Annotated in this window: 11 protein-coding genes; all 11 read left to right on the top strand. The window is 62.8% G+C overall.

Features of this window, described 5'->3' with window-relative positions:
- Positions 1 to 22: 22 nt before the first annotated feature.
- The 11 genes from FMZ75_RS15920 to FMZ75_RS15970 all read left to right on the top strand — a co-directional run bounded on the left by FMZ75_RS15920 (position 23) and on the right by FMZ75_RS15970 (position 24,473).
- Entirely contained in the window at positions 23 to 6,553 is a 6,531-nt protein-coding gene (locus tag FMZ75_RS15920) for a non-ribosomal peptide synthetase (RefSeq protein ID WP_166144127.1), read from the top strand.
- Positions 6,550 to 10,758, top strand: a complete 4,209-nt coding sequence (locus tag FMZ75_RS15925; protein WP_166144129.1) for a non-ribosomal peptide synthetase — start codon at positions 6,550 to 6,552, stop codon at positions 10,756 to 10,758. The genes FMZ75_RS15920 and FMZ75_RS15925 overlap by 4 nt, the downstream gene beginning before the upstream one ends.
- A 98-nt stretch (positions 10,759 to 10,856) precedes the next feature.
- Positions 10,857 to 12,479 (top strand): cyclic peptide export ABC transporter, encoded by a 1,623-nt coding sequence (locus FMZ75_RS15930; RefSeq protein WP_166144130.1) that lies wholly within the window; start codon positions 10,857 to 10,859, stop codon positions 12,477 to 12,479.
- A gap of 59 nt (positions 12,480 to 12,538) precedes the next feature.
- Positions 12,539 to 14,893 (top strand): penicillin acylase family protein, encoded by a 2,355-nt coding sequence (locus tag FMZ75_RS15935; protein ID WP_207783470.1) that lies wholly within the window; start codon positions 12,539 to 12,541, stop codon positions 14,891 to 14,893.
- A 273-nt stretch (positions 14,894 to 15,166) separates the two neighbouring features.
- Positions 15,167 to 15,553, top strand: a complete 387-nt coding sequence (locus FMZ75_RS15940) for a DUF2946 family protein (protein ID WP_166144132.1) — start codon at positions 15,167 to 15,169, stop codon at positions 15,551 to 15,553.
- Between the two features lie 83 nt (positions 15,554 to 15,636).
- Positions 15,637 to 17,934, top strand: a complete 2,298-nt coding sequence (locus FMZ75_RS15945; RefSeq protein ID WP_166144134.1) for a TonB-dependent siderophore receptor — start codon at positions 15,637 to 15,639, stop codon at positions 17,932 to 17,934.
- Between the two features lie 350 nt (positions 17,935 to 18,284).
- On the top strand, positions 18,285 to 19,724 hold the full coding sequence (locus FMZ75_RS15950; protein ID WP_166144136.1) for a PepSY-associated TM helix domain-containing protein: 1,440 nt from the start codon (positions 18,285 to 18,287) through the stop codon (positions 19,722 to 19,724).
- Positions 19,725 to 19,730: 6 nt separating this feature from the next.
- The gene (locus tag FMZ75_RS15955; RefSeq protein ID WP_166144138.1) at positions 19,731 to 20,435 is read left to right on the top strand and encodes an ABC transporter ATP-binding protein; all 705 of its coding nucleotides are present in this window, start codon (positions 19,731 to 19,733) and stop codon (positions 20,433 to 20,435) included.
- Between the two features lie 41 nt (positions 20,436 to 20,476).
- On the top strand, positions 20,477 to 21,850 hold the full coding sequence (locus FMZ75_RS22190; protein ID WP_166144140.1) for a DUF3526 domain-containing protein: 1,374 nt from the start codon (positions 20,477 to 20,479) through the stop codon (positions 21,848 to 21,850).
- Between the two features lie 19 nt (positions 21,851 to 21,869).
- The gene (locus tag FMZ75_RS15965; RefSeq protein ID WP_166144142.1) at positions 21,870 to 23,348 is read left to right on the top strand and encodes an ABC transporter permease subunit; all 1,479 of its coding nucleotides are present in this window, start codon (positions 21,870 to 21,872) and stop codon (positions 23,346 to 23,348) included.
- Between the two features lie 306 nt (positions 23,349 to 23,654).
- Positions 23,655 to 24,473, top strand: a complete 819-nt coding sequence (locus FMZ75_RS15970) for a universal stress protein (RefSeq protein ID WP_166144143.1) — start codon at positions 23,655 to 23,657, stop codon at positions 24,471 to 24,473.
- Positions 24,474 to 24,899: the final 426 nt, after the last annotated feature.

Here is a 24,899-nt window from a genome sequence, read left to right on the forward strand (position 1 = left end):
AGAATTGTTCGAGGAAATCGAAATGGACCAGTTCGTCGAGCGCATGGCGCGCCTCTCTCCGGAAAAGCGTGCGCTGTTGATGAGGCGTTTGGGGGAGAAGACAGCCGCCGAAGCGATCGTCGCCAGGACGAGCGGCTCCGCAAAGCCCCTGTCCTTCGCGCAGCTGCGGCTGTGGTTTGTCGATCAGATCGAGCCCGGCGGCGCTCACTACAACAACATCGGCGCGTTTCGCATGTCGGGTGAGCTCGAGCTCGGCGTCTTCGTGGCGGCGATCAACGAGATCATACGCCGGCACGAGGTTTTGCGAACGACTTTCGTGATGCTAGGCGGCGGTCCGATTCAGGCTGTTCACTCGGAACTGAAGATTGCGGCGCCGGTGATCGATCTCGGCCGGCTGGACTCGGAACGCCGCGAGGAAGAGGCGCGGCGCCTCGTCGACGAGGAGGCGCTTCGGCCGTTCGATCTGACGAAAGGGCCGTTGCTGCGGACGCTGGTGTTGGATCTCGGCGCGCATCCCGTGACGGGAGAGCGCGAATATGTCGTGACATTCACTTTGCATCATATCGTGTCGGACGGCTGGTCGACGGATATTCTGATCCGCGAATTCGTCGCTCTGTATGAGGCGTTCATCGCGGGACGACCGTCGCCGCTGCCGGACCTCGCCATCCAATACGCCGATTATGCGGCGTGGCAGCGCGACTGGCTGCAAGGGGAGGTTCTGGAGCGGCAGCTCGCCTATTGGCGGGACCGGTTGGCGGATGCGCCGTCGGCGCTCGATCTGCCGACGGATCGTCCACGTCCGCCGGCGCCCGACCATGGCGGAACGACTTATCGTTTCAGTGTTTCGAAGGAGCTTGCCGACCGGCTGCGCGGCCTCGGCCGTCGGCAAGGGGCGACCTTGTTCATGGTTCTGTTGGCGGGGTTCCAGCTTCTGCTGTCGCGCCACAGCGGTCAGCGCGACATTTGCGTCGGAACGCCGATCGCGAACCGCCGCCGGGTGGAGCTCGAGGGACTGATCGGATTCTTCGTGAACACTCTGGTGTTGCGCGCGGACCTCTCCGGCGACCCGACATTCCTCGCCTTTCTGGCGCAGGCGCGCGAGACGGCGCTGGGCGCCCAGGAGCATCAGGACCTGCCCTTCGAGCGGCTGGTGGAAGAGCTGCAGCCTGCGCGGGACAACCGCAGTCCGCTCTTTCAGGCGATGTTCGTTCTGCAGAATGCGCCGACCCGAGAGCTGGCGCTTCCAGGCCTGAGAGTCGAGCCTGTGGCGCTGGAAGGGCGGACCGCGAAGTTCGATCTCACTTTGGCGCTGGAGGAAAGTGACGACGGGCTGAATGCGTCGTTCGAATATGCGACGGCCCTGTTCGACGCGCCGACGATCGCGCGAATGGCGCACCACTATGTGAACCTGCTCGAAGGGATTGTCGCCGATCCGGGCAGTCGTCTCAGCCGATTGCCGATGCTGAGCGACGACGAACGTCGTCGGCTCCTGGTCGAATGGAACGACACGGCGGCGGCGTATCCGCGCGACAAGCGCATTCACGACCTGTTCGAGGAACAGGTCGCGCGCGCGCCCGAGACCGTGGCGGTCGTCTTCGGGGACGACCGCCTCACTTATGGCGCGTTGAACGCCAAGGCCAATCGATTGGCGCATCGTCTTTGCCGCCTGGGGGTCGGACCGGAGACGGTCGTCGGCGTTTGCGTCGAGCGGTCCTTGGAGATGATCGTGGCGCTGCTCGGCGTCTTGAAGGCCGGCGGGGCCTATCTGCCGCTCGATCCCGATTATCCGAGCGAGCGGCTCGCCTATATGATCGACGACGCCTCGCCCGCGCTGACGCTGACACAGCGGAGCCTGCGAGAGCGGCTCCCGGACAATGTCGAGACGCTGTGTCTGGATACGGATTGGGCGTCGATCGAAGAAGAGAGCGAAGCCGATCCCGTCTCGCGCGCCACCGCCCAAAACCTCGCCTATGTGATCTACACTTCCGGCTCCACGGGAAGACCCAAGGGCGCGCTCATCGCGCATCGAAATGCCGTGGCGATGCTGCATTGGGCAAAAGGTGTGTTCGGCGACGAGCGGATAGAAGGACTCGCCGCCGCGACGTCGTTGAGCTTCGACTTGTCGGTGTTCGAAATATTCCTGCCTTTGTGCCGAGGCATAAAACTATTCGTGTTGAAGGATATTACCGAGCTGGGACGGTTCGAGCGTCACGACGGCATATTGATCAACACGGTTCCGTCCGTAATGGCCGAATTGCTCCGGCTCGATCGCGTGCCGGCCTCCGCCAGAATTATCAATCTCGCCGGCGAGCCTTTGCCGCGATCCTTGGCGCGAGCGCTGAACCACCGTCGAGGCGTGGAAGCCGTGTTCAACCTCTACGGTCCTTCCGAATGCACGACTTATTCCAGTTTCGCATTGCTGGACAAGAACGACCAGCGGAATCCTCCCATCGGCCGGCCGATTTCGAACACGCAGATTTATCTTCTGGACGCCGGGCTGGAGCCGGTTCCGGCGGGGGTGGCGGGCGAACTCTACATCGGCGGCGCCGGCTTGGCGCGCGGCTATCTCGGCCGCCCCGATCTGACCGCGGAACGCTTCGTTCCAAATCCGTTCGGCGATACGGGAGAGCGACTGTATCGCACGGGCGATTTGGCCCGCTACCGGGCCGACGGGGACATCGAGTTCCTGGGCCGGATCGACCACCAGGTGAAAGTCCGCGGCTTTCGCATCGAGCTCGGCGAGGTCGAGGCGGCGCTGTCGGGCGTCGAAAGCGTGCGTGAAGCCGTGGCGGTCGCGCGTGAAGACGTTTCCGGCGACAAGCGACTGGTCGCCTATGTGGTCGGGCGCGTCGGAGCGGATGTGTCCGTCGCCGAATTGCGGGCGGCGCTGCAACGAGAGCTGCCGGATTATATGGTCCCTTCGGCCTTCGTGGTTCTCGACGCCCTGCCTCTCACCAAAAATGGCAAGGTGGACCGCAAGGCGCTGCCCGCTCCCGATATGGAGGCGCAGATCGCGCGCGCCTATGTCGCGCCGAGGACGCCGGTCGAAGAGACGCTGTGCCGAATATGGGCCGACGTGCTCGGCCTCGAACGCGTCGGGATAGACGACGATTTCTTCGAATTCGGCGGCCATTCCCTGTTGGCGGTGAGGCTGCTGGAGCGCCTGCGACGGCAGGGATTGCAGACCGACGTGCGCGCGCTGTTCGGTCATCCGACGCCGGCGAGGCTCGCGGCGGCGATCGGAGACCAGCGCGCCGTCGTGGTTCCGCCGAACCTCATCGAGCGTGGTTGCGAGGCGATCACGCCGGCGATGCTGCCGCTGGCGGCGCTGACGCAAGCGGAAATCGACCGCATCGTCGGCGCGGTTCCCGGCGGAGCGGCGAACGTCCAAGACATCTATCCTCTGGCGCCTCTGCAGGAAGGCATTCTGTTCCATCATCTGATGGCGCTCGAAGGCGATCCTTATCTATTGTCGTATGTGCTTTCGTTCGACCTGCGCGAGCGATTGGACGGCTTTGTCGCGGCGTTGCAGGCGGTGGTCGCGCGGCACGACATTTTGCGCACGTCGATCGCGTGGGAAGGACTGGCCGAACCGATGCAGGTGGTCTGGCGCGAGGCTCCGCTGCGCGTCGAGGACGTCCGCCTGGACCCGGCGGCCGGCGATGTCGCGGAACAGCTGCGGGCGCGCTTCGATCCGCGTCGGCTCCGGCTCGACGTGCGTCATGCGCCGCTGATGCACGGCTTCGCGGCGCATGACGCGGCAGGGGAGCGCTGGGTCCTGCTGTTGCTGGCGCATCATCTGGCGTTGGACCACACGACGCTGGAGATCGCCGCCGAAGAGGCTCGGGCGCATCTCATGGGGAAATCGGCGCTCCTGCCGGCGGCGACGCCATTCCGCGATTTCGTGGCGCAGGCGCGGCTCGGAGTGAGCCGGGAGGAGCATGAGGCATTTTTCGAGGCGATGCTCGGCGATGTGACGGAGGTGACGGCGCCGTTCGGACTTTTGGACGTGCGGGGCGACAGCTCGGGCGTCGCGGAAGCGCGCCTCGCCCTGGATGCGGATTTGGCGCGTCGGCTACGCGCGCGCGCGCGCGGGCTGGGGGTGAGCGCCGCGAGCCTTTGCCATCAGGCCTTCGCGCAGCTTCTGGCGAGGGCTTCGGGCCGTTCGGACGTGGTGTTCGGCACAGTTCTGTTCGGGCGCATGCACGGCGGCGTCGGAACGGATCGGGCGCTGGGCCTGTTCATCAACACCCTGCCGTTGCGGGTTCGGATCGGAGCGGAGGGAATAGCCGCGAGCGTGCGGCGCATGCACGGCCTGCTGACCGCTCTGTTGCGGCACGAACACGCCTCCCTGTCGCTGGCGCAGCGCTGCAGCGGAGTCGAGGCCCCGGCGCCGTTGTTTTCGGCGCTGTTGAACTATCGTCACAACCCGGCCTCTTCCGACGCCGCCCGACACGCATCCGCGATCGTCGAGGGCGTGACAACGCTCCACGCCGAGGAACGCACCAATTATCCGTTCACGCTGTCGGTGGACGATTTCGGCGACGGTTTTCATCTCGCCGTGCAGACGCGGGGGGCGATCGATCCGGCGCAGGTCTGCGTTTACATGCGGACCGCGCTGGAGGAACTGGTCGAGGCGTTGGAGACGGCGCCGGAGACGCCGGCGCGCAAGCTCGACATTTTTCCGCCGGCCGAGCGGCAAAAGCTGCTCGTCGAATGGAATGCGACGGGCGCGGATTATTCCTTGGACAAATGCCTGCACGAGCTGTTCGAAGCGCAGGCGGCGCGCTCGCCCGAAGCGGTCGCGACGGTGTTCGAAAAAGAGCGTCTCACTTATCGCGAGCTGAACGAGCGCGCCAACCGGCTGGCGCATCGTCTCGTCGGCATGGGGGTCGCGGCCGAGACGATCGTCGGCATTTGCGCCGAGCGCTGCTTGGAAATGGTGGTGGGCCTGCTCGGCGTCTTGAAGGCCGGCGGAGCCTATCTGCCGCTCGATCCGGATTATCCGAGCGAGCGGCTGGCCTATATGATTGGCGACGCGCGCCCGGCGCTGGTGTTGACGCAGGAGCGCTTGCGCGAGCGTCTGCCGGCGACGATCCAGACAGTGTGTCTCGACGCCCATCGGACGGCGATCGAGAGCGACGGCAATCCCGTCCGGCGCGCCGCTCCGCACAATCTCGCCTATGTCATCTACACATCCGGCTCGACCGGCAAACCCAAGGGCGTGGCCGTCCTTCATCGTGGCGTCGTCAATCGTCTGGAGTGGATGCAGGCTCGTTACGAGCTGACCGAGTCGGACACAGTGTTGCAGAAGACGCCCTATGGGTTCGACGTGTCGGTCTGGGAGTTTTTCTGGCCGCTGACGGTCGGAGCCCGGTTGGCGTTGGCGCCGCCGAACGATCACCGCGATCCGCGGAGCTTGAGAGCGATCATCGAGCGCGAGCAGGTGACGACGCTGCACTTCGTGCCCTCGATGCTGCAAATCTTCCTGAACGTTCCAGATTTGCCGCCGCTGACGACAGTGCGCCGCGTGCTGTGCAGCGGAGAAGAGCTTCCGGCGGGACTCGAGGAGCAGTTTCATCTCCAGCAATCGTCGGAGCTGCATAACCTCTACGGTCCGACCGAGGCGTCGATCGACGTGACGGCCTACGCGTGCCGGCGGGACACGGCGCAGACGCGTATCCCGATCGGCCGGCCGATATGGAACACGCAGATTTATCTTCTCGACGCCGATTTGGAGCCTGCGCCCATGGGCGTGGCGGGAGAACTCTATATCGGCGGCGTGGGACTGGCGCGCGGCTATCTCGGTCGTCCAGATCTCACGGCGGAGCGCTTTGTCCCGAACCCGTTCGGGGAGGCGGGAGAGCGTCTGTATCGCACGGGAGATTCGGCGCGCTACCGAGCGAACGGGAACATCGAGTTTCTGGGTCGGATCGACCATCAGGTGAAGATCCGCGGCTTTCGTATCGAGCTCGGCGAGATCGAGGCGGCGCTGTCGGGCCTCGACGAGATTCGCGAAGCCGTGGTCGTGGCGCGCGAGGATGCGGCCGGCGACAAGCGGCTGGTCGCCTATGTGGTCTGGCGCGATCGAGCGGAGTTGTCGACAGCCGCGCTGCGGGCGGCTCTGCAACGGGATTTGCCCGACTATATGGTTCCGTCGGCTTTCGTCGTTCTCGACGCCCTGCCTTTGACCACGAACGGCAAGGCGGACCGCAAGGCGCTGCCGGCGCCGGAGGCGCTGTCCGCGCGCCGTTACGTGGCCCCGCGCACGCCGACCGAGGAGGCCTTGTGTCATATCTGGGCCGACGTCCTGGGGCTGGAGCGCGTCGGGATAGAGGACAATTTCTTCGAGCTGGGCGGCCATTCGCTGAAGGCGCTGCAGTCGATCTCCAGAATATGGCAGATCCTCGGGGTGTCGTTCCCGATGTCGGTGTTCTATGAGGCCGACACGCTTTCGGCGGTCGCCGAGTCCGTCGAAATTCTGCGCGGCCTCGATGCTCCCGAGCGACCTGAACACGCGCCGTCCGTCGAACTCGAGGAGTTCGAGATATGAACGCGGCGGAGCTCATGAGCGAAATGCAGTCTCGCGGCATCCGGATCTATCTGGACGACGGGCGGGTGCGTTGCGCCGCTCCGGCCGGCGCCGTCACCGAAGAGATACGCCAGGCGTTGGCGACGCACAAAGGCAGCATCGTCGCCGCCCTATCGCAGACGCATCGGCATGCGCCTCCGGCGATCCAGCCGCATTCGCGACTTCGTCCGGCGCCGCTTTCGTATGGTCAACGGCGACTATGGTTCTTGGATCGCCTCGACCCCGGAAACGCCTCCTACAACGTGCCGGCGGCGCTGCGGCTGACCGGACGCTTCGACTCCGCCGCCTTCATATCCGCGATCAACGAGATCGTTCGGCGTCACGAGGTCTTGCGAACGACTTTCACGATGCGGGACGGGGAGCCGGTTCAGACCGTTGCGCCGGTGCTGGAGATTGCCGCTCCGATGATCGACCTGAGCGGCGTCGACGCGACGACTCGCGAGGCGGGAGCGCGCCGTCTGGTGGACGAGGAGGCGCGTCGTCCGTTCGATTTGGCGACGGGGCCGTTGTTGCGGACATTGGTGATCGATCTGGGATTACGCGCCGATACGGGAGAGCGCGAGCATATCGTGGCCTTCACGCTGCATCATATCGTGTCCGACGGCTGGTCGACGGATATTCTCGTTCGCGAGTTCGCCGCTCTATACGAGGCTTTCGTCGGAGGAGGCTCGTCGTCATTGCCGCCTCTCGCGCTCCAATATGCCGATTACGCGGCATGGCAGCGCGACTGGCTGGGAGGCGAGGTTCTGGAACGGCAGCTCGCCTATTGGCGGAACGAGCTGGCCGGCGCGCCGCCCTCGCTGGATTTGCCGACGGATCGTCCGCGACCGGCGGCGCAGGACCATGCGGGCGCGGTGTGTCGTTTCCCGGTGACGAAAGAAACGACCGAAGGATTGCGCCGCCTCGGCCGCAAGGAGGGCGCGACGCTGTTCATGACGCTATTGGCGGCGTTTCAGCTTCTGCTGTCGCGATACAGCGGCCAAAGCGACATTTGCGTCGGAACGCCTGTCGCGAACCGCCGCCGAGTGGAGTTCGAGGGGCTGATCGGATGTTTCGTCAACACGCTCGTGCTGCGGACGGATCTTTCCGGAGATCCGACATTTCGCGTTCTGCTGGCCCGGGTGCGCAAAACGGCTCTCGGGGCGCAGGAAAACCAGGACGCGCCGTTCGAGCGGCTGGTCGACGAGTTGCAGCCGCTGCGCGACATAAGCCGTTCGCCGTTGTTTCAAACGCTGTTCGTCTTGCAGAATGCGCCGGGACGCGAGTTGGCGCTTCCCGGGCTGCAGGTGGAGCCGCTGGCGACGGACAGCGGGTCGGCGAAGTTCGATCTCACGCTCTCTCTCGTCGAGGCCGATGGCGGATTGAGCGGACGGATCGACTATGCGACGACGCTTTTCGATCCGCAGACCATCGAAAGGCTGGCGCGGCACTATTGCGCCCTGCTCGCGGGGATCGTCGCCGATCCCGACCGTCGCGCGAGCGAGCTGCCGATGCTGTGCGAGGCCGAGCGGCGGCGGCTGCTGGTCGAATGGAACGACACGGCGACGGACGATCCGCGCGACAAATGCCTTCACCAACTGTTCGAGGAGCAGGCGGCGAAGACGCCAGACGCGGTCGCCGTGGCGTTCGAGGACGCGTATTTCACCTATGACGAGCTGAACGCCAGGGCCAACCGACTGGCTCATCGCCTCATCGGCCTGGGGGTCGGCGCGGAGACAGTGGTCGGCATATGCGTCGAGCGATCCTTGGAGATGGTCGTGGGTCTGCTCGGCGTGTTGAAGGCCGGTGGGGCCTATCTGCCGCTCGATCCCGACTATCCGAGCGAGCGTCTCGCTTACGTGATCGAGGACGCGCGTCCCGCGCTGGTCCTGACGCAGGAGCGTCTGCGCGCGCGTCTGCCGGAGTCGATCCAGACGTTGCGTCTCGACGCCGATTGGACCTCGATCGCGCGCGAGCCGCGGGACAATCCCGCCGCCCGCGCGACGCCGCAGAACCTCGCTTACGTCATCTATACCTCCGGTTCGACCGGACGGCCGAAGGGCGTCGCCGTCGCGCATGGCGGCGTTGTGAACTACACGCGGGCCATCAATGATCGGCTTGCGGACGGAAAGCGTCTTCGGTTCGCAATGGTCTCGACGCTCGCCGCCGATCTCGGCAACACGGCGCTGTTTCCCTCCTTGACCAGCGGCGGATGTCTGCACGTCATCGGCTATGAGACCGCGACCGACGCGAACGCGATGGCGGACTATATGAGGCGACACGCCATCGACGTGCTCAAGATCGTGCCGTCTCACTATGGCGCCTTGACGCATTCTGGCGGCGCCGCGCGTCTTCAGCCGCGTAAGGCTCTCATTTTCGGAGGCGAGGCCCTATCCGGCGAGCTTGCGGAATCCGTGGCTTTCAACGGCTCCGAATGCCGAATATTCAACCATTATGGACCGACCGAGACGACGATCGGGGCCTTGATGTCGCCATTGAACGTCGAGCGGCGATCGACGCTCGCGCCGCCCATCGGCCGCCCAATCCGAAACGTCGAAGTTTATCTGCTCGACGCGCATATGCGCCCGTCGCCCATCGGCGTGGCGGGCGAGCTCTATATCGGCGGCGTCGGATTGGCGCGGGGCTATTTCGGGCGAGCGGATCTCACGGCGGAGCGGTTCGTTCCAAACCCGTTCGGCGCGGCGGGAGAGCGGCTTTATCGCACGGGCGATCTGGCTCGTTATCGAGCAAACGGCGACGTCGAGTTTTTGGGCCGCGTCGACAATCAGGTGAAGATTCGTGGATTTCGGATCGAGCTCGGCGAAATCGAGACGGCGTTGTCTCGGATTCCGGGCGTGCGCGACGCCGTCGTGACGGCGCGCGAGGATAACGCCGGGGAGAAGCGGCTCGTCGCCTATGTGGCGGGGCGGGAGAATGCCGCCCTGTCGGCGGGCGAACTGCGGGCGGCGCTGGGGAGGGCCTTGCCCGATCCCATGATTCCTTCGGCCTTCGTCGTCCTCGACGCCCTGCCTTTGACGAGGAACGGCAAGATCGATCGCAAGGCTCTGCCGGCTCCGGACGCGGCGGCGCTGCCGAGCAGCCGATATGTCGCGCCGCGAACGCCGGTCGAATGGCTCATCGCTCGGGAGTTCGAACAGGTGCTGGAAATTTCTCCCGTCGGGATCGACGACAATTTTTTCCATCTCGGAGGCGACTCCCTATCGGGAGTCAAGCTCGTCGACCGCATCAGAAGCGCTGTGTGCAGCAGCCTTCCCGTCACCGCGATTTTCCAGGCTCCGACGATCGCGCAATTGTCGAGCTGGATTTCGGGAGAGCAAGGATATGTCCCGTTGGTTCTGATGCGCCGTGGCCACGATGTTTCGCCATTGTACTGTATTCACCCCGCTGGAGGGTCGATCATTCGCTATCAGGCTCTGGCCGAAGCACTGGACGGGGTGCTTCCGGTCTATGGAATTCAATCCAGAACCATCTTCGATCCGACCCATTTCGACACGTCGATCGAAGACATGTCGGCGATTTACGTCGACGCCGTTCGCCGGCGTCAGCCGCGGGGGCCTTATCATCTATTAGGGTGGAGCATGGGGGGCGTCATCGCCATGGCCATGACGGCAAGGCTCGAAGAACAGGGAGAAGACGTCGCCTTCCTGGGTCTCCTCGATACGCAGCTCTGGTCCGAGAGGCGGAGGACGAGCCGTACCGTTCTCGATTATCTCGATCAATTTGCAAAATTCGAAGGCAAGGAGATAGAGGGCCTCCTCGCTCCCGACGACTATGAACATATTCGAGGCGTTTCGACGGATCTGTCCGAACGAGAGCGCTTCGTTTATGCCGCGCAGTGGGGGCAGGAACGGGGATTTTGGCGAAACATTTCCGCCGATCTCGTGAATTTTCTCTATTCGGACGCCGAGAATGCGAAAGAATTGACGCGTGGCTCGGCGCTGCGTCCGATTTGCGCCTCCATGCACGTCTGGTGGGCGCGTCGCTCGCTCGCGGACGGAGGAGGCTTTCCCGTCGACTGGCGGTCGTTTACGCGAGGCTCTGTCACGATCGACGTGATCGATGGCGACCACGACGAAATCGTTCGCAAGCCGGAGCTTCACGCAAGCTTGAGAACGGCCCTGCGATCCATCCAAAACATTCGCGCGGATGTCCGCGTCAACGGATGAGCAGGCTCCGGCCGAGGCGCGCGCAGGGAAAAGAATCGATGAAAACAAGCAACATCGCACAGGACCTATTCGGCGTTTCGCCGAAGCGATTTTTATATATGACGAGCGGCTCGAAGGCGCAGTTCGCGCTGTCGGCTCTCGCCGGCGTCGTCGCCGGGGCCAGTCAGGCCTACCTCCTGGTGTTCATCAATCGGTCCCTCGAGGACGGCCAACGCAACGCCTCGGCGCTCGCAGTCTCCTTCTTCGGCCTCTGTCTTCTCGTGTTTTTCTCCGGGGCGCTGTCCGTGACGCTGTTGTCGCGGATAGCGCAGGACAATCATTACAATCTTCGTCTCCGATTGAGTCGCTGCATCCTCTCCACGCCTCTGAAAGATTTGTATTCGTGCGGCCCGCAGAGGCTCATGGCGGTCTTGACGGACGACATCGGCAGCATCGTTCAAGCACAAGATGCGATACCTCTGCTGTTTGTCGAAGGGGCGAAGCTCGTGGCGGCGCTCGTCTATCTGGGATTCATCTCCTACAAATTGCTGATTCTGGTGTTCGGCTTTCTCGTCTTTGGCCTCACGAGCTGGCATCTCTTACAGAGATGGGCGCGGCGATGGCTGAAATTGGCGCGGGAGGCCGACGACGCGTTGTTCGGCCATTATCGGGCGATTACCGAGGGCTTCAAGGAATTGAAGATGGATGCGCGCCGGCGTCGCGCGTTCCTCGATAGAGAATTGCGCGAGACGGCGAATATGATCAGAACGCGGCGCAACAAGGCGTCGTTGATCTATGCTCTGGCCGGACGCTGGAGCCAATCGCTGTACTTCCTGTTGATCGGCGCAATCCTCTTTCTGCCGTTGCTCGGCGAGCAGGTCGAAAGAGAGAGCTTGACGGGTTTTACGCTCACGGTCCTCTTCATCGGCGCTCCTCTCGCCGCGATCGTCAATGTGACGCCCGCCCTCGGAAAAGGCGTCGCCGCTCTCAAAAACATCGAGAAACTGGGACTCGGCGCCCCGGCGGAGGCCGACCTCGGAACCGGCGTGGAAGCGATCGATCTCGCTTCCACGCCTTCCACGCTCGAGCTCGTGAACGTAAGCTACCGCTACCCGGAGGCCGAGGGGAGCAGGGGTCAACATCTCGGACCTTTGAACCTGCGCATCGAGCCTGGCGAGCTCGTCTTCGTGACCGGAGGAAACGGCAGCGGCAAGACGACGCTGGCGCTCATCATCCTCGGCCTGTTCTCGCCGGATTCCGGCGAGGTCCGGCTCGGCCGACAACCGATCACGCAACAGCAGCGAGACGCCTATCGTCAGAATTTTTCCGCGGTTTTCGCCGACGCTTACGTCTTCGATTCGCTTTTGGGCTATTCGAACGACGAGTTGCAAGCCCGCGTCGAGGAATTGCTCGTCCTTCTCCAGCTCGACGACAAGCTGCGGATCGAAAACGGGCGCTGCTCCACGGTCGACCTGTCCCGCGGCCAGCGCAAGCGACTTGCCTTGCTCTCCGCCTATCTCGCGGATCGGCCGTTCTATCTCTTCGACGAATGGGCGGCCGAGCAGGACCCGGTCTTTCGCGACTTTTTTTATAGCCGGATGCTGCCGGAGCTGAAAGCGCGCGGCAAGACGGTCATTGTGATCACCCATGACGACCGGTATTTTCACATGTCCGATCGATTGCTGCGGCTGACGATGGGACAAATAGAAGAATTGCGGCCGGCTTTAGCGGCCTCCGCATGACTGTTCGAGGGGATGGACCGATGTCGGAAAAATGGAAAGGCCCTTTCACGCGAGCCGGATTGTCGGCATTCGCCGTGATCGCGGTTCTCGGCGGCGGCGCGACATTTTATCGGATGGGAGCTCCCCATTCGGACGCGGCCGTCGAAATCCGTCGGACCTCCTATGGCGTTCCACACATCAGAGCGGTCGACGAGAAAGGGCTCGGCTTTGGAATCGGCTACGCCTATGCGCAGGACAATGTCTGCTTGCTGGCGGAGGAGATTCTCACCGTCAATGGCGAACGCTCGAAATATCTCGGGGCGGATGCGATGGCCTCCGCCACTGTCACGAATCTCGACAGCGATTTCTTCTTTCGATGGCTGAACAATGACGAGGCGATCGCGGCGACGCTGGAGGCGCAGCCGAGAGAGATCCGCGATCTGCTCGCAGGATATGCGTCGGGGTACAATCGCTATCTGCGCGATACGGGAGCCGCCGGATTGCCTTCGGCGTGCCGGGACAAGAATTGGGTGCGGCCGATCGTCGATGTCGACCTCCTGAAAAACATGCGCCGCCTGCTCGTGCGGAGCGGGCTCGGGCGTTTTGCCGGCGCCATCGTCGCCGCGGCGCCGCCGCCGCCGCGTCGAAGCGACTCCCCCAAATCCCGTTCAGGCGAGCTTTCGGGCGAGCGCATACGGTTTGTCGAAGGGCGGGACGATTTCGCGAGCAGCCATGGAAGCAACGCGCTCGCCTTGGGAAAAGCTCTCACCCGCAACGGAAAAGGGGCGCTGCTCGCCAATCCGCACTTTCCGTGGTCCGGCTCCTTGCGGTTCTACCAGATGCATCTGACCATTCCCGGAAAGCTCGATGTCATGGGAGCCGCTCTGCCGGGGCTGCCGTTCGTCAACATCGGCTTCACCCGCAATTTGGCCTGGACGCATACGGTCGACGCGTCGAGCCATTTCGTCGCTTATCGCGTGCGGCTCGACCCCGCCGATCCTACCCGATATGTCGTCGACGGCGAAGCGGCGCCGATGCAAAAAATATCGGTCGTCGTCGATGCGCTCGAGAAAGACGGAACTCTCTCGCAGCGCTCGCATGATTTCTATCGGTCGAGATTCGGCTTCGCGATCGATCTCTCCGATCGGCTCGCCTGGGACGAAAACCAAGCCTTCGTCATCGCGGACGCCAATCTGGAGAACGCCAGGGCGTTGCAGCAATGGTATGCGATGAACCAAGCGAGCTCGCTCGACGAGTTTCAAGCGAGCGTCACGCGGATCTTGGGCATTCCGTGGGTCGACACGATAGCGGTCGACGCCGACGGAACTGCCTTGTTCATGAATGTTTCGGCGATCCCGAACATCGACGCCGGCACGCTCGGGGATTGTCGTCTGCCGGATTTCGAGAAATTGGGGTTGGACTTTCATGTTCTTGACGGAACGCGAAAGGTCTGTGATCGGAGCGCGGCGTCGAACGATACGCGGGCGGGTCTCTTTCCCGGCGACAGTCTGCCCATTCTGCGGCGAGAGGACTTCGTTCTCAATTCGAACGACAGCGCCTGGCTCGCCAATCCGGCGCAGCCTATGACGGGATATTCGCCCCTCGTGAGCCGAGAGAACGTCGAGTTGGGGGGCAGGGCTCGCTACGCGCTCGGATGGCTCCAGCGCCGAGCGAAGGAGCCGACGTCGCGAGGCGAAGGGCTGGGAGCCGAGGAGCTGAAAGACCTTCTCATGCGCGACGACGTCTATTTCGCCTCCTTGGTCATGGACGATCTCCTGACGTTGTGTCCGAACGAGAGAGACCTCGGCGCCGAAAACGCAGAGACGAGAGATGTGTCGATCGCCTGTGAAAAATTGCGCGTCTGGGATCGAACCGCCAATCTCGACGCCAACATCGGCTATGTCTACTTCGAAGGCTTCATGGAGCGCGCGCGTAAGATAGCCAACGTATGGCGGGTTCCGTTCGACCCTTCGCGCCCCGTCGATACGCCCTATGGGTTGAACGTCGGCGATCCCGAGATCGCGGCGCAACTGAGGTCGGCTCTGGCGGCTTCGCAAAGAGACGCCGCCAGCGCTGGTTTGTCGCCCGACGCGACCTGGGGGGACATCCAAATCGCTTCCAAAGGCGCACGCGCTATTCCGATTCATGGCGGCAATGGCGCATTGGGCGTCTACAACGTCATACGAAGCGCGCCGTCCCGCGGTGGCAAGCGAGAAGTGGTTTCCGGGTCGAGTTACATTCAGCTCGTCTCGTTCGACCAGAGCGGCCCGCGCGTGGAGGCACTGCTGGCGTTCTCGGAATCTTTGAACCCGGACTCGCGATATTTCGCCGATCAGACAGAGATGTTTTCCAAGAAGGAATGGGTGCGTCTTCCCTTCTCGGAGCAGGAGATAGAGTCCGATCCGGTCTTTCGCAGTCAGAAGATCGGCTATTGACGACAAGCGCGGTCGGCGAGGCGTCCCGACGGATTCGGTCGAGAACGCGAGCCGTTGCGCGGTCGCATTTCGACAAGAGCGGAAAAGACGCCTCGTTCCGAGCGCTCGTCGGCGACGGGGCGGCGGGCTCGTCCCGTGTCGTCGCGCGCTTTGCCGAATGCTGTGAGGCGTCACGACAGGAGAATGATTTTCGAGTTGACTTGAGTATCCGACTACGTAATTGTTTTGTATTGTGCGGGGAACGAGGTTATGAGGCAGTCGAGGACAAAGCGAATGTCGACGCGCGCGCTTATCGCGAGCACGGTGGCATGCGTTTGTCTTTTGCAGGCCTTCATCCTCGTCATGTCCATGCAAGGGCGCTTCGCTCATGTGAGCGCCGAGTCGGGCGTCTCCGTTTCCGTCAGTGATTATTGTCGCGCAAATGCGCATGGAGGCGGCGAGGGGTCGACGCAGCACGACCATTCGCAATGTTGCATTCTCTGCTCGTCGAGCGTTTATGGCGGGCTGTCCCGTTTTGCCGCGGTCGTGTGCAAGATCGCCTTCTTTCCGGCGCCGCGAACCGCCGCCGAGATAGGCTGGCGTTTCCTCGACGACCCTGTCGCGCAGCTGGTCGGCTGGACGAGTTCCTGGTCATCGCGCGCGCCGCCTTCGATCTCCTGACCCGACCGCGGCCCGAGCGGTCGTCTTTCCTGTCTTTCAAATCTTTATCGACGGCCCGTCGGGCTGCTCAGGAGAACCTCGTTATGCTTCGTTCGACTTTGTTGCGCGGCGTTTCCGCCGGCGCGTTCGCGCTCGCTTTCATGTCCGCCGCTTCTGCGCCTGCGCAGGAGGCGCTGCCGACGATCGACATCGCCGCCGGGGCGGGCGGCGGCGCTCCGACCTCCGGGCTTCAGGGAAAAGCGGGCGAGAACGGCTATGCGCGCGCCAAGGCGGTCTCGGCGACCAAAACCAATGTGCCGATCCTCGACACGCCGCGCTCGGTGCAGATCATTCCGCACGAGGTATTGGAGGACAATCAGGTTCTCAACACGCAAGAAGCGGTCAAATTTGTTTCCGGCGTGCAGACCTCTCCGGCCGCATACTACGACCGCTATTCGATTCGCGGCTTTGCGACCGGCAACAACACCTATCGCAACAGCCTGAAGCTGTTCGGCGTCGCCGGCACGGAAGACGTGGCCTTCATCGATCGCGTCGAGGTCGTCAAAGGCCCCGCCGCCATGCTCTACGGACGCATTCAGCCGGGCGGCCTCGTCAATTTCGTGACCAAGAAACCGCAAGCCGAGGCGGCCTATAGCATCCAGGAGCAATTCGGGAGCTGGGGACTTTCCCGCACGACGGTCGACGCCACCGGCCCCTTGGACCAGGACAAGACGCTTCTCTATCGCGTCATCGGCGTCTTCGATCGCGCCGACGATTTCGTCGATTTCCTGCACCGCGACAATGGCAGGGTCTACGGCGCGCTCTCCTGGAAGCCGACCGAGCAGTTCGAATCCAATCTGCAAGTCGAGTATTACCACGACAGCGGAACCAATACGGGCTATTATCGTCAACTGGTGCCGGCCCTCGCGCTCTCCTACGCCGTGCCGGGAATCGCCGGCCGGCCGGCCAATCTGCCGCGCAACTGGTCGCAGAGCGATTCTGCGCTCTATACGAATTACCCGAGCGTGACGGAGCGCTTTCTCGTCTACGGGGATTTGACTTATCGTTTCAACAACGCCTGGAAGGTGAGCAGCAAGGTTCATTATTCTCATTCGGACGAAGATCAGGAATATATATTGAGCCGCGGGTTCAATCTCGCGACCGGCGTCATGTCTCGACGACTCAGCTGGAGTCAGGCTACGCGCGATACCTGGTCGCTCAATCTCGATGTCAACGGCGAGTTCGAGACCGGCATCCTCAAGCATAATCTCTTGGTCGGCTTCGATTATTACGACTATCACTACTTGAGCAAGGGCGACTTTCCGCAGGGCGCGGGGCCGGAAATTTCCGCCCTCAACATCTTTGCGCCGTCCTATGGCGGCGTCGCCTGGCAGGTCCTTCAGGCGGAGCATTACATCGCCAGCGGGAATATAAGCACAAGGTCGAAGCAACAGGATTTCGGCTATTACATACAGGACAGCATTTCCTATAACGACTTCATCTATCTGCTCCTCGGCGGCCGCTACGACGTCGCCTTCGACGCTGATTCGGAACTCTACGGGGTCACGAACAAGTTCTATTACGGAACTGGCGAGGGGGCTTGTTTTCCCATCTGCGATGGTCACTACAATCCGTCGGGGAAAGGAAATCCGACCGAACGCAAATTTTCGCCGAATGGCGGCTTGCTGTTCAAATTGACTCCGGAAATCTCCGCATATGCGAGCTATTCAGAATCCTTCGCCAGTTCGAACGCAGGCGCGCTGAGTTACAGCGGCCAGGTGTTCAAACCGCAGCAGGGCAAGCAATATGAGCTCGGTTTGAAGGCCAGCCTCTTCGACGGCCGGCTGACCGGCTCCATCGTCGGCTTCGATCTCCATTTGACCAACCAGCTGTCGGCCGACCCTCAGCATACCGGTTTCTCCGTCCAATCCGGCGAAGTCCGCAGCCGCGGCGTCGAGGTCGACCTCGCCGGCCAGGTGACCGACAACATCAGCGTGATCGGCAGCTATACCTACGACGATGCGATCATCGTCAAGGACACGACGACCGGAACCGGCGCCGTCCTCGGCAAGCGATGGCCGGGCGTGCCGCGGCACGCGGGCAATGTCTGGGCGAAATACGACACGGCGCCCGGCCAGAAGGAGGGATGGAGCTTCGGCGCCGGCTTCTACGCCAATGGCGAGCGGCAGGGGAACAACACCAATTCCTGGCAGTTGCCGGGTTATGTCCGCTTCGACACGATGCTCGGCTATCGCACCGTGTTGCAGGGTATTCCTGTCGAGGCTCAGCTCAACGTCACCAATATCGCCGACGCCAAATATTTCGAAGCGGCGGGTTCGGGCAATTACGCCTATTATGGCGCGCCGCGAACTTTCACAGGGTCGGTAAAGGTGAAATTCTAGAGCGTTTTCGAGCGAAGTGGGAACCGGTTCGCGTGAAGAAAACGCGACAAAACAAAGGATTCTAGAGCGCTTTCCGCTCGAACGGAATCGTTCGAGCGATCAGAATTCGCTCCAGAAAACCAAATTGGAGCCGTTTCCGGTCCATTCGGATCGGCAACGGCTCTGACGGAAGCGGCCCTGACCGAACTCGACTCGCCGCCGCGCCATCCTTTCGCGCGGCGGCCAGTCGTCTCGGGGATTGGCGAGGGATCCAGCGAGTTTGCGCTGGCGTCGACGGCGGGGCGCGAGTCGAATCGGCCGGCGTCTCTATCGGCGGCGGGAGATTTTCGAGCCCGTGAGGATTTGATATCGTGATCCGTCCATTTTTCGTTCTGCTGCATCGATGGGTCGGCTTGGCGATGACGGGTTTTCTCGTCGTCGTCGCGCTGACCGGCAGCCTGCTCGCTTTCAATACGGAACTGGAGCGCGTGTTCGCTCCGCAACTGTTCGCGACGCCCCGCCCGGACGTCGCGCCGCTCGATCTCGCGACCCTCGCCGAACGCGCGCAGGCGATCGTTCCGCAAGGCCGCGTCGCCAGCGTGTTATACGCCGAACCCGATCAAGCGCTCGTGACTTTTGCGCCGCTCATGGACCCCGCGACAGGGCAGGCTCGAAAGCTCGGCTTCGACCAACTATTCGTCGACCCATGGACCGGCGCCGAGCTCGGACGGCGGAGGCGCGGCGACCTTTCGGAAGGGCCGATCAATGTCATGCCTTTCATCTACAAGCTGCATTGGACGCTCACATTCGACGCGGTCGGCTCGACCATCCTGGGGATCGTGGCGGTCGCCTGGACCATCGACTGCTTCGTCGGCTTCTATCTCACCCTGCCTGTCTCGCTCGGCGGATTTTTTCGCCGTTGGATGACCGCCTGGCGCGTCAAGCGCCGCGGCGGCGCCTATCGCGTCAATCTGGACCTGCACCGCGCCGGCGGCTTGTGGCTGTGGCCGGTTCTCTTCATCTTCGCCTGGTCGAGCGTGATGTTCAACATGCGGCCCATCTACGAGTGGGCGACCAAGGCGGTGTTCGACTATGCGCCGCGCAGCGCCTCGGCGCCGCCGCAAAAACGCAACGACGCGCCGCGTCTCGATTGGCGCTCGGCGCAGCAGACCGGCGAGCGGCTGATCGGCGAACTGTCCGCGCAAGGCGGCTTCACCGTGATCCAGCCTCTGGGGCTGGCGTATAGCGCGCCGCATGGGCTCTATATCTATGAGGTTCGCTCGAGCCGCGACGTGTTCGAACGCTCCCCCAAGGGAGGCGGGGCCTATCTCATGTTCGACGGCGACGACGGCGCCTTGGTGAGCCTGCGCCTGCCGACCGGCGAGCATAGCGGCAATACGGTCGAAAGCTGGCTCTATGCCCTGCACATGACGCGCGTGTTCGGCAGACCGTTTCAAATTTTCGTCTGCGCGCTCGGTTTCCTCGTCACCATGCTGTCGGTCACGGGCGTCTACATCTGGTGGAAAAAGCGGCGTGCTCGAAAATACTCGGCCGCGCGTTCTGGCGAGACTGTCGGCCAGAATGAGACTTCGGGGCACTCATCGGCGCGCGAGGCCGTGGCGAAGCGGCGGGCGCAAACCATGTTCGGCGGGTTTCCGGCGCTGAACGGCGGCCATTTCGGCGGGAAACGCTCGAGAGCGTTTTCGAGCGAAGCGGGAACCGGCTCGCATGAAGAAAACGCGACAAAACTAAGGATTATAGAGTCCTTCCGGTTCAATCTGAACCGGAAGGACTCTCGGGAAGAAAAATAGACCCGCATGATCAGAACTCGGAAACTCTGCAAATATTTCGACGGCGATCGCGCGCTCGATTCCGTCGATCTCGACGTTGCGCCGGGGGAGGTCTACTGCCTGCTCGGCGCCAATGGCGCGGGTAAGACGACGTTGATCAATATATTGCTCGATTTTCTCCCCGCGAGTTCGGGGAACGCCTGGATCAACGGCCTGGACGTCAGCGTGGAGCCGCTGGAGACCAAGAAATACGTCGCATACATTCCCGAGCAGGTCATGCTTTACGGCACGCTCTCGGGCGTCGAAAATCTCGATTATTTCGTCACTTTGGCCACCGGCCGGCGTCTCGGACGAGAGCGTCTCCTGGAGCTGCTCGCGGAGGCGGGGCTGGCCCCCGACGCGGCCGAGAGGCGCGTCGCGAAATACTCCAAAGGCATGCGTCAAAAGGTCGGCGTCGCCATCGCTTTCGCCAAGCAGGCAAAGGCCTTGCTTTTGGACGAGCCGACCTCGGGGCTCGACCCCCAGGCGGCCAACGAGTTCTCGCGCCTGCTGAAAAAGGCGAGCGATCGCGGCGTCGCGATCCTGATGGCGACGCATGATCTATTCCACGCCAAACAAACCGGCACGAGAATCGGCATCGCCAGGCGCGGCAAGATCGTCGCCAATCTGGATGCCAGCGACATCGGCCATGCCGATTTGGAGGCTCTCTATCTCGATCTCATGCGCGCATGAGAGTTTTTCGTCGCCCTTCGAATGGTCGAGGAGGATAAGGCGTGATCGCGGTCGTCGCTAAAAGAGATTTCATCGGATTCGTCCGGGACGGACGCTTTTCCTGGGTCGGCGGCCTCGCGCTCGTTCTTTTGCTGTCCTCGATCGCCGTCGGCTGGCGGCATCACGGCGAGCTGGCGCAGGAGCGTCGAGCCGCGCAATTGGAAGGATATGAAACCTGGGTGGCGCAGGGCCGTAAAAACCCGCATTCCGCCGCGCATCTGGGCATGTTCGTGTTCAAACCCGAAACGACTTTGGCGTTGTTCGATCCTGGCCTCGAGCCTTATGTCGGCGCGACGGTCTGGCTCGAAGCGCATGAACAGAGCGATCTCAAATTTCGGCCGGCTCGAGACGCGACCGGATTGCGTCGCTTCGGCGATTTGTCGGCGGCCTTCGTGCTGCAGATGATCGGCCCGCTGGTCGTCTTGCTGATCGGCTTCGACGCTTTCGCCGGCGAGCGCGAGCAGGGGACGCTGCGTCAGCTCTCGAGCCTCGGCGTGCCGCCGCATCGCTTGCTATGGGGCAAGGCGACGGCGGTCGCCGCGGGCGTCGCGACGCTTCTCCTTCCGACTGTCGTCCTCCTACTGGCCGCCGTGTTCGCCAGCGGCGACCTCGGCGACAGTCTCGCGCGTCTTGCCTGGCTGTTGCTGGGATACTGCCTTTATCTCGGCACGTTCCTATTCTCGACGCTGGCCGTGTCGGCCGCGGCTCCAAATTCGCGCGTGGCGCTGATCGTGCTTCTCGCCGCCTGGATCGTCGCGACGGTCGTCATTCCTCGAGCCGCATCCGAATTGTCCCGGATTCAGTATCCCACTCCAACGGCGTTTGCGTTCGACTCCGCGGTCGCTGACGGGCTCGAGCACGCGCGTCGGCAGGCTCTGGAGGAGAACTTCCACGTGAAGCGCTCCCAGGACGTCCCGATCGAGGAGACAGGAAGGGCGCTGCAGATCGACGATCACGCCGCCTACCTCGTGTTCGACAAACATTACGGCGCCCTCTGGGACGTCTTCGCGCGCCAGCAGCGCGCGCAGGAAACGATCGGCGCGCTTTCGCCTCTGGTCGCGCTGCGAGGATTGTCGACCGGCATGGCGGGAACCGACCTCGCTCATCAACGAGACTTCGCCGCCGCCGCCGAGCGCCACCGGCGTCTCATTCAAGACATGATGAGCGACGACCGCATCGTCCACGCCGGGGCCGAAGGGTACAATTATCAGGCCGACGCGGAACTATGGCGCAAGGTTCCGCCGTTCGACTATGCGAGCCCGCCGAGCGGTTGGGCCTTGGCGCGTTGCTGGCCGAATCTGATCGTGTTGGCGGCCGGTTTCGTTTTGTCGTTGTTGTCGGCCGTCGCATCCGTGCGCCGGTTGCGTCCGCTCTGATCGGGAAGGGAGCCGCCGAATGGCCGAGACCGCCCGCGCCGTTTCCGCATCATGCGCGTTTTGGACCGTGGCGCGCCATGAGCTCCTGCTGCTGTGGCGAGACCGTAGCTTGCCGATCGCCGTGGCGCTCCTGCTCGCGCTGATCTGTGGCGGATTGTACAATGGATTGCTTCGCGTTGACGAAAGGGACGAGCTTCTCGTCGCGCTGCTGCGCGAGCAAGACAGCCGTGTCGACAATCTGGCGGCCCAGTTGAGGACAGCGGAAACCGACAAGCTCGACGTCTACGCCAATCCGACAAATCCGTCGTCGCTGCTCGCCTCGGGTGCGGGCCTGCGCTACGCGATCATGCCGTCGGCTCCTCTCGCTCCGTTGACCCTCGGCCAATCGGATATTCTGCCGAGCTATTTTCGAATCTCTGGGCGTAGCGAGGTCAATTTCGTCTATGACAGCGATATCGAAAATCCCTGGCATTTATCGGCCGGTCATTTCGACGCGGCTTATGTGGCGGTCTATCTTCTCCCATTGCTGATCTTGGCGTTGAGCTACAATCTGCTCTCCGCCGAGCGCGAGCGAGGAACGCTCCGAATGCTGCTGGCGCAGCCGGCGCCTCTCGCCGTCGTCGTGCTGGCAAAGGTCGCGGTAAGGGGGCTGGCGTTGCTGACGCCGCTGGCGATCCTGCCGCTCGCGGTCGCGCTGCTCGCGCGTTCCTCGTCCGACTTCTGGAACGTGGCCGCTTCGGGCCTCCTATGGTCGGCCTCGGCGTGCGTCTACGGGCTGTTTTGGATCGCGGTGGCGGTCATGGTGAACGCGCTGGGCAAATCGTCGGCCGTCAACGCCATCGTGCTCGCAGGCGTCTGGGTGGCCGTCGTCTTGGTGGCTCCCGTGACATTGAGTGTCGCTGTCGACGTCATTCACCCAGCGCCGAGTCGAATCGAGATGGTTCAGAAGCTTCACAAGCTCCATGAGGCCGCTATGCGCCACTATGCCGATCTCGATCGAACGGACTATGAGACGCTTCGCGATCCCGGCCCCAGGAACGGCAAGGTTTATATTCAGCCGACCACGCTTCGGTACTTCCATATACAGCGGGAGGTGAGCGAAATGATGCGTCCTTGGATGGACGACTTCGAAGCGACGCTCGATCGCCGACAGCAGTTCGTCGAAACTTATCGGTTTCTCTCGCCCGCCGCTACAACCTTCGAGGCGATGAGCGATCTCGCCGGCACGAATCTCGGACGACATCGGCATTTCCAGCGTTTGGCGTCGGATTACTACCGCCAGAGGCTGTCATATGTGTTTCCCATGATCCTCTCGGGAACTGCCGTTAGCGAAGCCGATCTGCGGGACATGCCGCGTTTCGTCTGGACGGAGGAGCGCTCCGGCCACGGGATTTGGCGGCGCGCGACGAGCTTGGCGGAACTCTTGCTCCTGACGGTCGCGTTGTGCGTCTTTAGCGTATGGAGACTCAGCAATAGCACGCGATCGCTCGGCAGGTGAGCGTCGGCGCGGCGCAAGTCGCCGCCTCGCTGCGCGCGTCGCCTTCGTAGAAATCGACGTCGAGGCGAGGAGACGGCGCGCCGAACGCTTCGCTATCGCTCGCAAGGAGGGCGCATCGTAATCGCTCCGAAGCCCAATCTCTGCCGCCATCGATCCGCTCCTTTGCGCATCGGCTATTTAATGCGGCCGCAGCGCTTTGAAAGCGTGACGTCCGGGCGCCTCGATCCCGGTCGTCCCGCTCATCTCGCTCTTTGACGCTCGCTCCTTCGGGCCTATTTCTTCTAAATCGACCGAGGTGAGGTCATCATGAAGCGTATTCTCGTGGCGCTCGACCTGAGCGCTCATGGCGACCGCGCCTTCGAGCGAGCGGCGCAGCTCGTCGGCGAACATGAGGCCGAGCTCGCGCTCATTCATGTTTTGCCCTATGATTCTTCCGAGGCGGAGCGGAGAGCCGCCGAGCGCAAGTTGCGCCACTATGTATCGGCTTCGAGCGTGAAGCCGCAGCTTCGCGTTTCTGTCGGCGATCCGGCGCGGGAGATCGCGCGGAGCGTCCAGGAGATCGACGCCGATCTCGTCATCCTCGGCCTCCATCACGAAAGCCTCATCGCCGATCTATTTTTCGAGACCGTCGCCCATTTTGCAATACAGAACTGCGGGGCGCCGGTTCTGCTGGCGAAGAATCGTCCCCGCGGACCCTACTGTCTCGTGCTCGTCAACACCGACTTCTCGGAATGCGCGAGGCGCGCGCTGCACGCCGCTCTCGCCGTGGCTCCCCGCGCCGAATTCCATGTCCTCCATGTCTATGAGACGCCATTCCCGCAATTCGTTCGCTTCAAACCGGAGGAGCTGAAAGAGCTGCGGGACGAAAGGTCTTCGCAGATAGAGAGAGACGTCCGGGAGGAATTACGCCGTTTCACGGATCGCGGCGTCGGCGACGCCTTGCCTCATATCGTTCCGATGCTCGAGCGCAACGATGTCGACGCCGGCATCGGCAAGGTCGTCCGACAATCGCAGCCGGATCTTCTGGTCATGGGAATGAGCGGCGCCGGCTTCGCCACGCCGGGCGGAAGCCGAACGCGCGCCTATTTGAACGACCCGCCCTGCGACATGCTCGTCACGTCCTGATGCGTCGATCAGGCTGCCTCTATCGAGCCGCCTGAAAATGGGTCAGCGCAGCTTCGGCGTGTCGAACCGCTAACGCGGTTCGAGGACCGCTATGCGTGCCCTTCGCCGTTCTGATCGCTTTCTGAAGAGTATCCCTACGCCGTGGGCCGCCTTTTCAAAATCGATGGAATAGAGCGAAGCTGCGCAGCGTAGGGATACCTTCGTACGATCCTTGCCGGCAAAATAGCGGATTTGGATAGCGCGTCGCACTCTGGTGTGAGTGGGCTGGCGGGCCACGCGGGATCCGGATGAGAACTACGTCTACGCTATAATTCTCTAGCATTACAGTTGCTTTTTCAGATGGGCTCGCCTTGCTTCGGCTTGGTGCGCTCGTCGCCATAACGACCATGTGATGACGAACTCGGGGCGAATGCGTTTTCGTGCGAG

It is taken from the genome of Methylosinus sp. RM1 (assembly GCF_011378635.1).
GTDB lineage: Bacteria > Pseudomonadota > Alphaproteobacteria > Rhizobiales > Beijerinckiaceae > Methylosinus > Methylosinus sporium.

Coding starts and splice junctions, on each gene's coding strand:
- FMZ75_RS15955 (WP_166144138.1), top strand. CDS start 19,731: ATGATCAGAACTCGGAAACTCTGCAAATATTTCGACGGCGATCGCGCG.
- FMZ75_RS15925 (WP_166144129.1), top strand. CDS start 6,550: ATGAACGCGGCGGAGCTCATGAGCGAAATGCAGTCTCGCGGCATCCGG.
- FMZ75_RS15945 (WP_166144134.1), top strand. CDS start 15,637: ATGCTTCGTTCGACTTTGTTGCGCGGCGTTTCCGCCGGCGCGTTCGCG.
- FMZ75_RS15920 (WP_166144127.1), top strand. CDS start 23: ATGGACCAGTTCGTCGAGCGCATGGCGCGCCTCTCTCCGGAAAAGCGT.
- FMZ75_RS15940 (WP_166144132.1), top strand. CDS start 15,167: ATGTCGACGCGCGCGCTTATCGCGAGCACGGTGGCATGCGTTTGTCTT.
- FMZ75_RS15970 (WP_166144143.1), top strand. CDS start 23,655: ATGAAGCGTATTCTCGTGGCGCTCGACCTGAGCGCTCATGGCGACCGC.
- FMZ75_RS15965 (WP_166144142.1), top strand. CDS start 21,870: ATGGCCGAGACCGCCCGCGCCGTTTCCGCATCATGCGCGTTTTGGACC.
- FMZ75_RS15930 (WP_166144130.1), top strand. CDS start 10,857: ATGACGAGCGGCTCGAAGGCGCAGTTCGCGCTGTCGGCTCTCGCCGGC.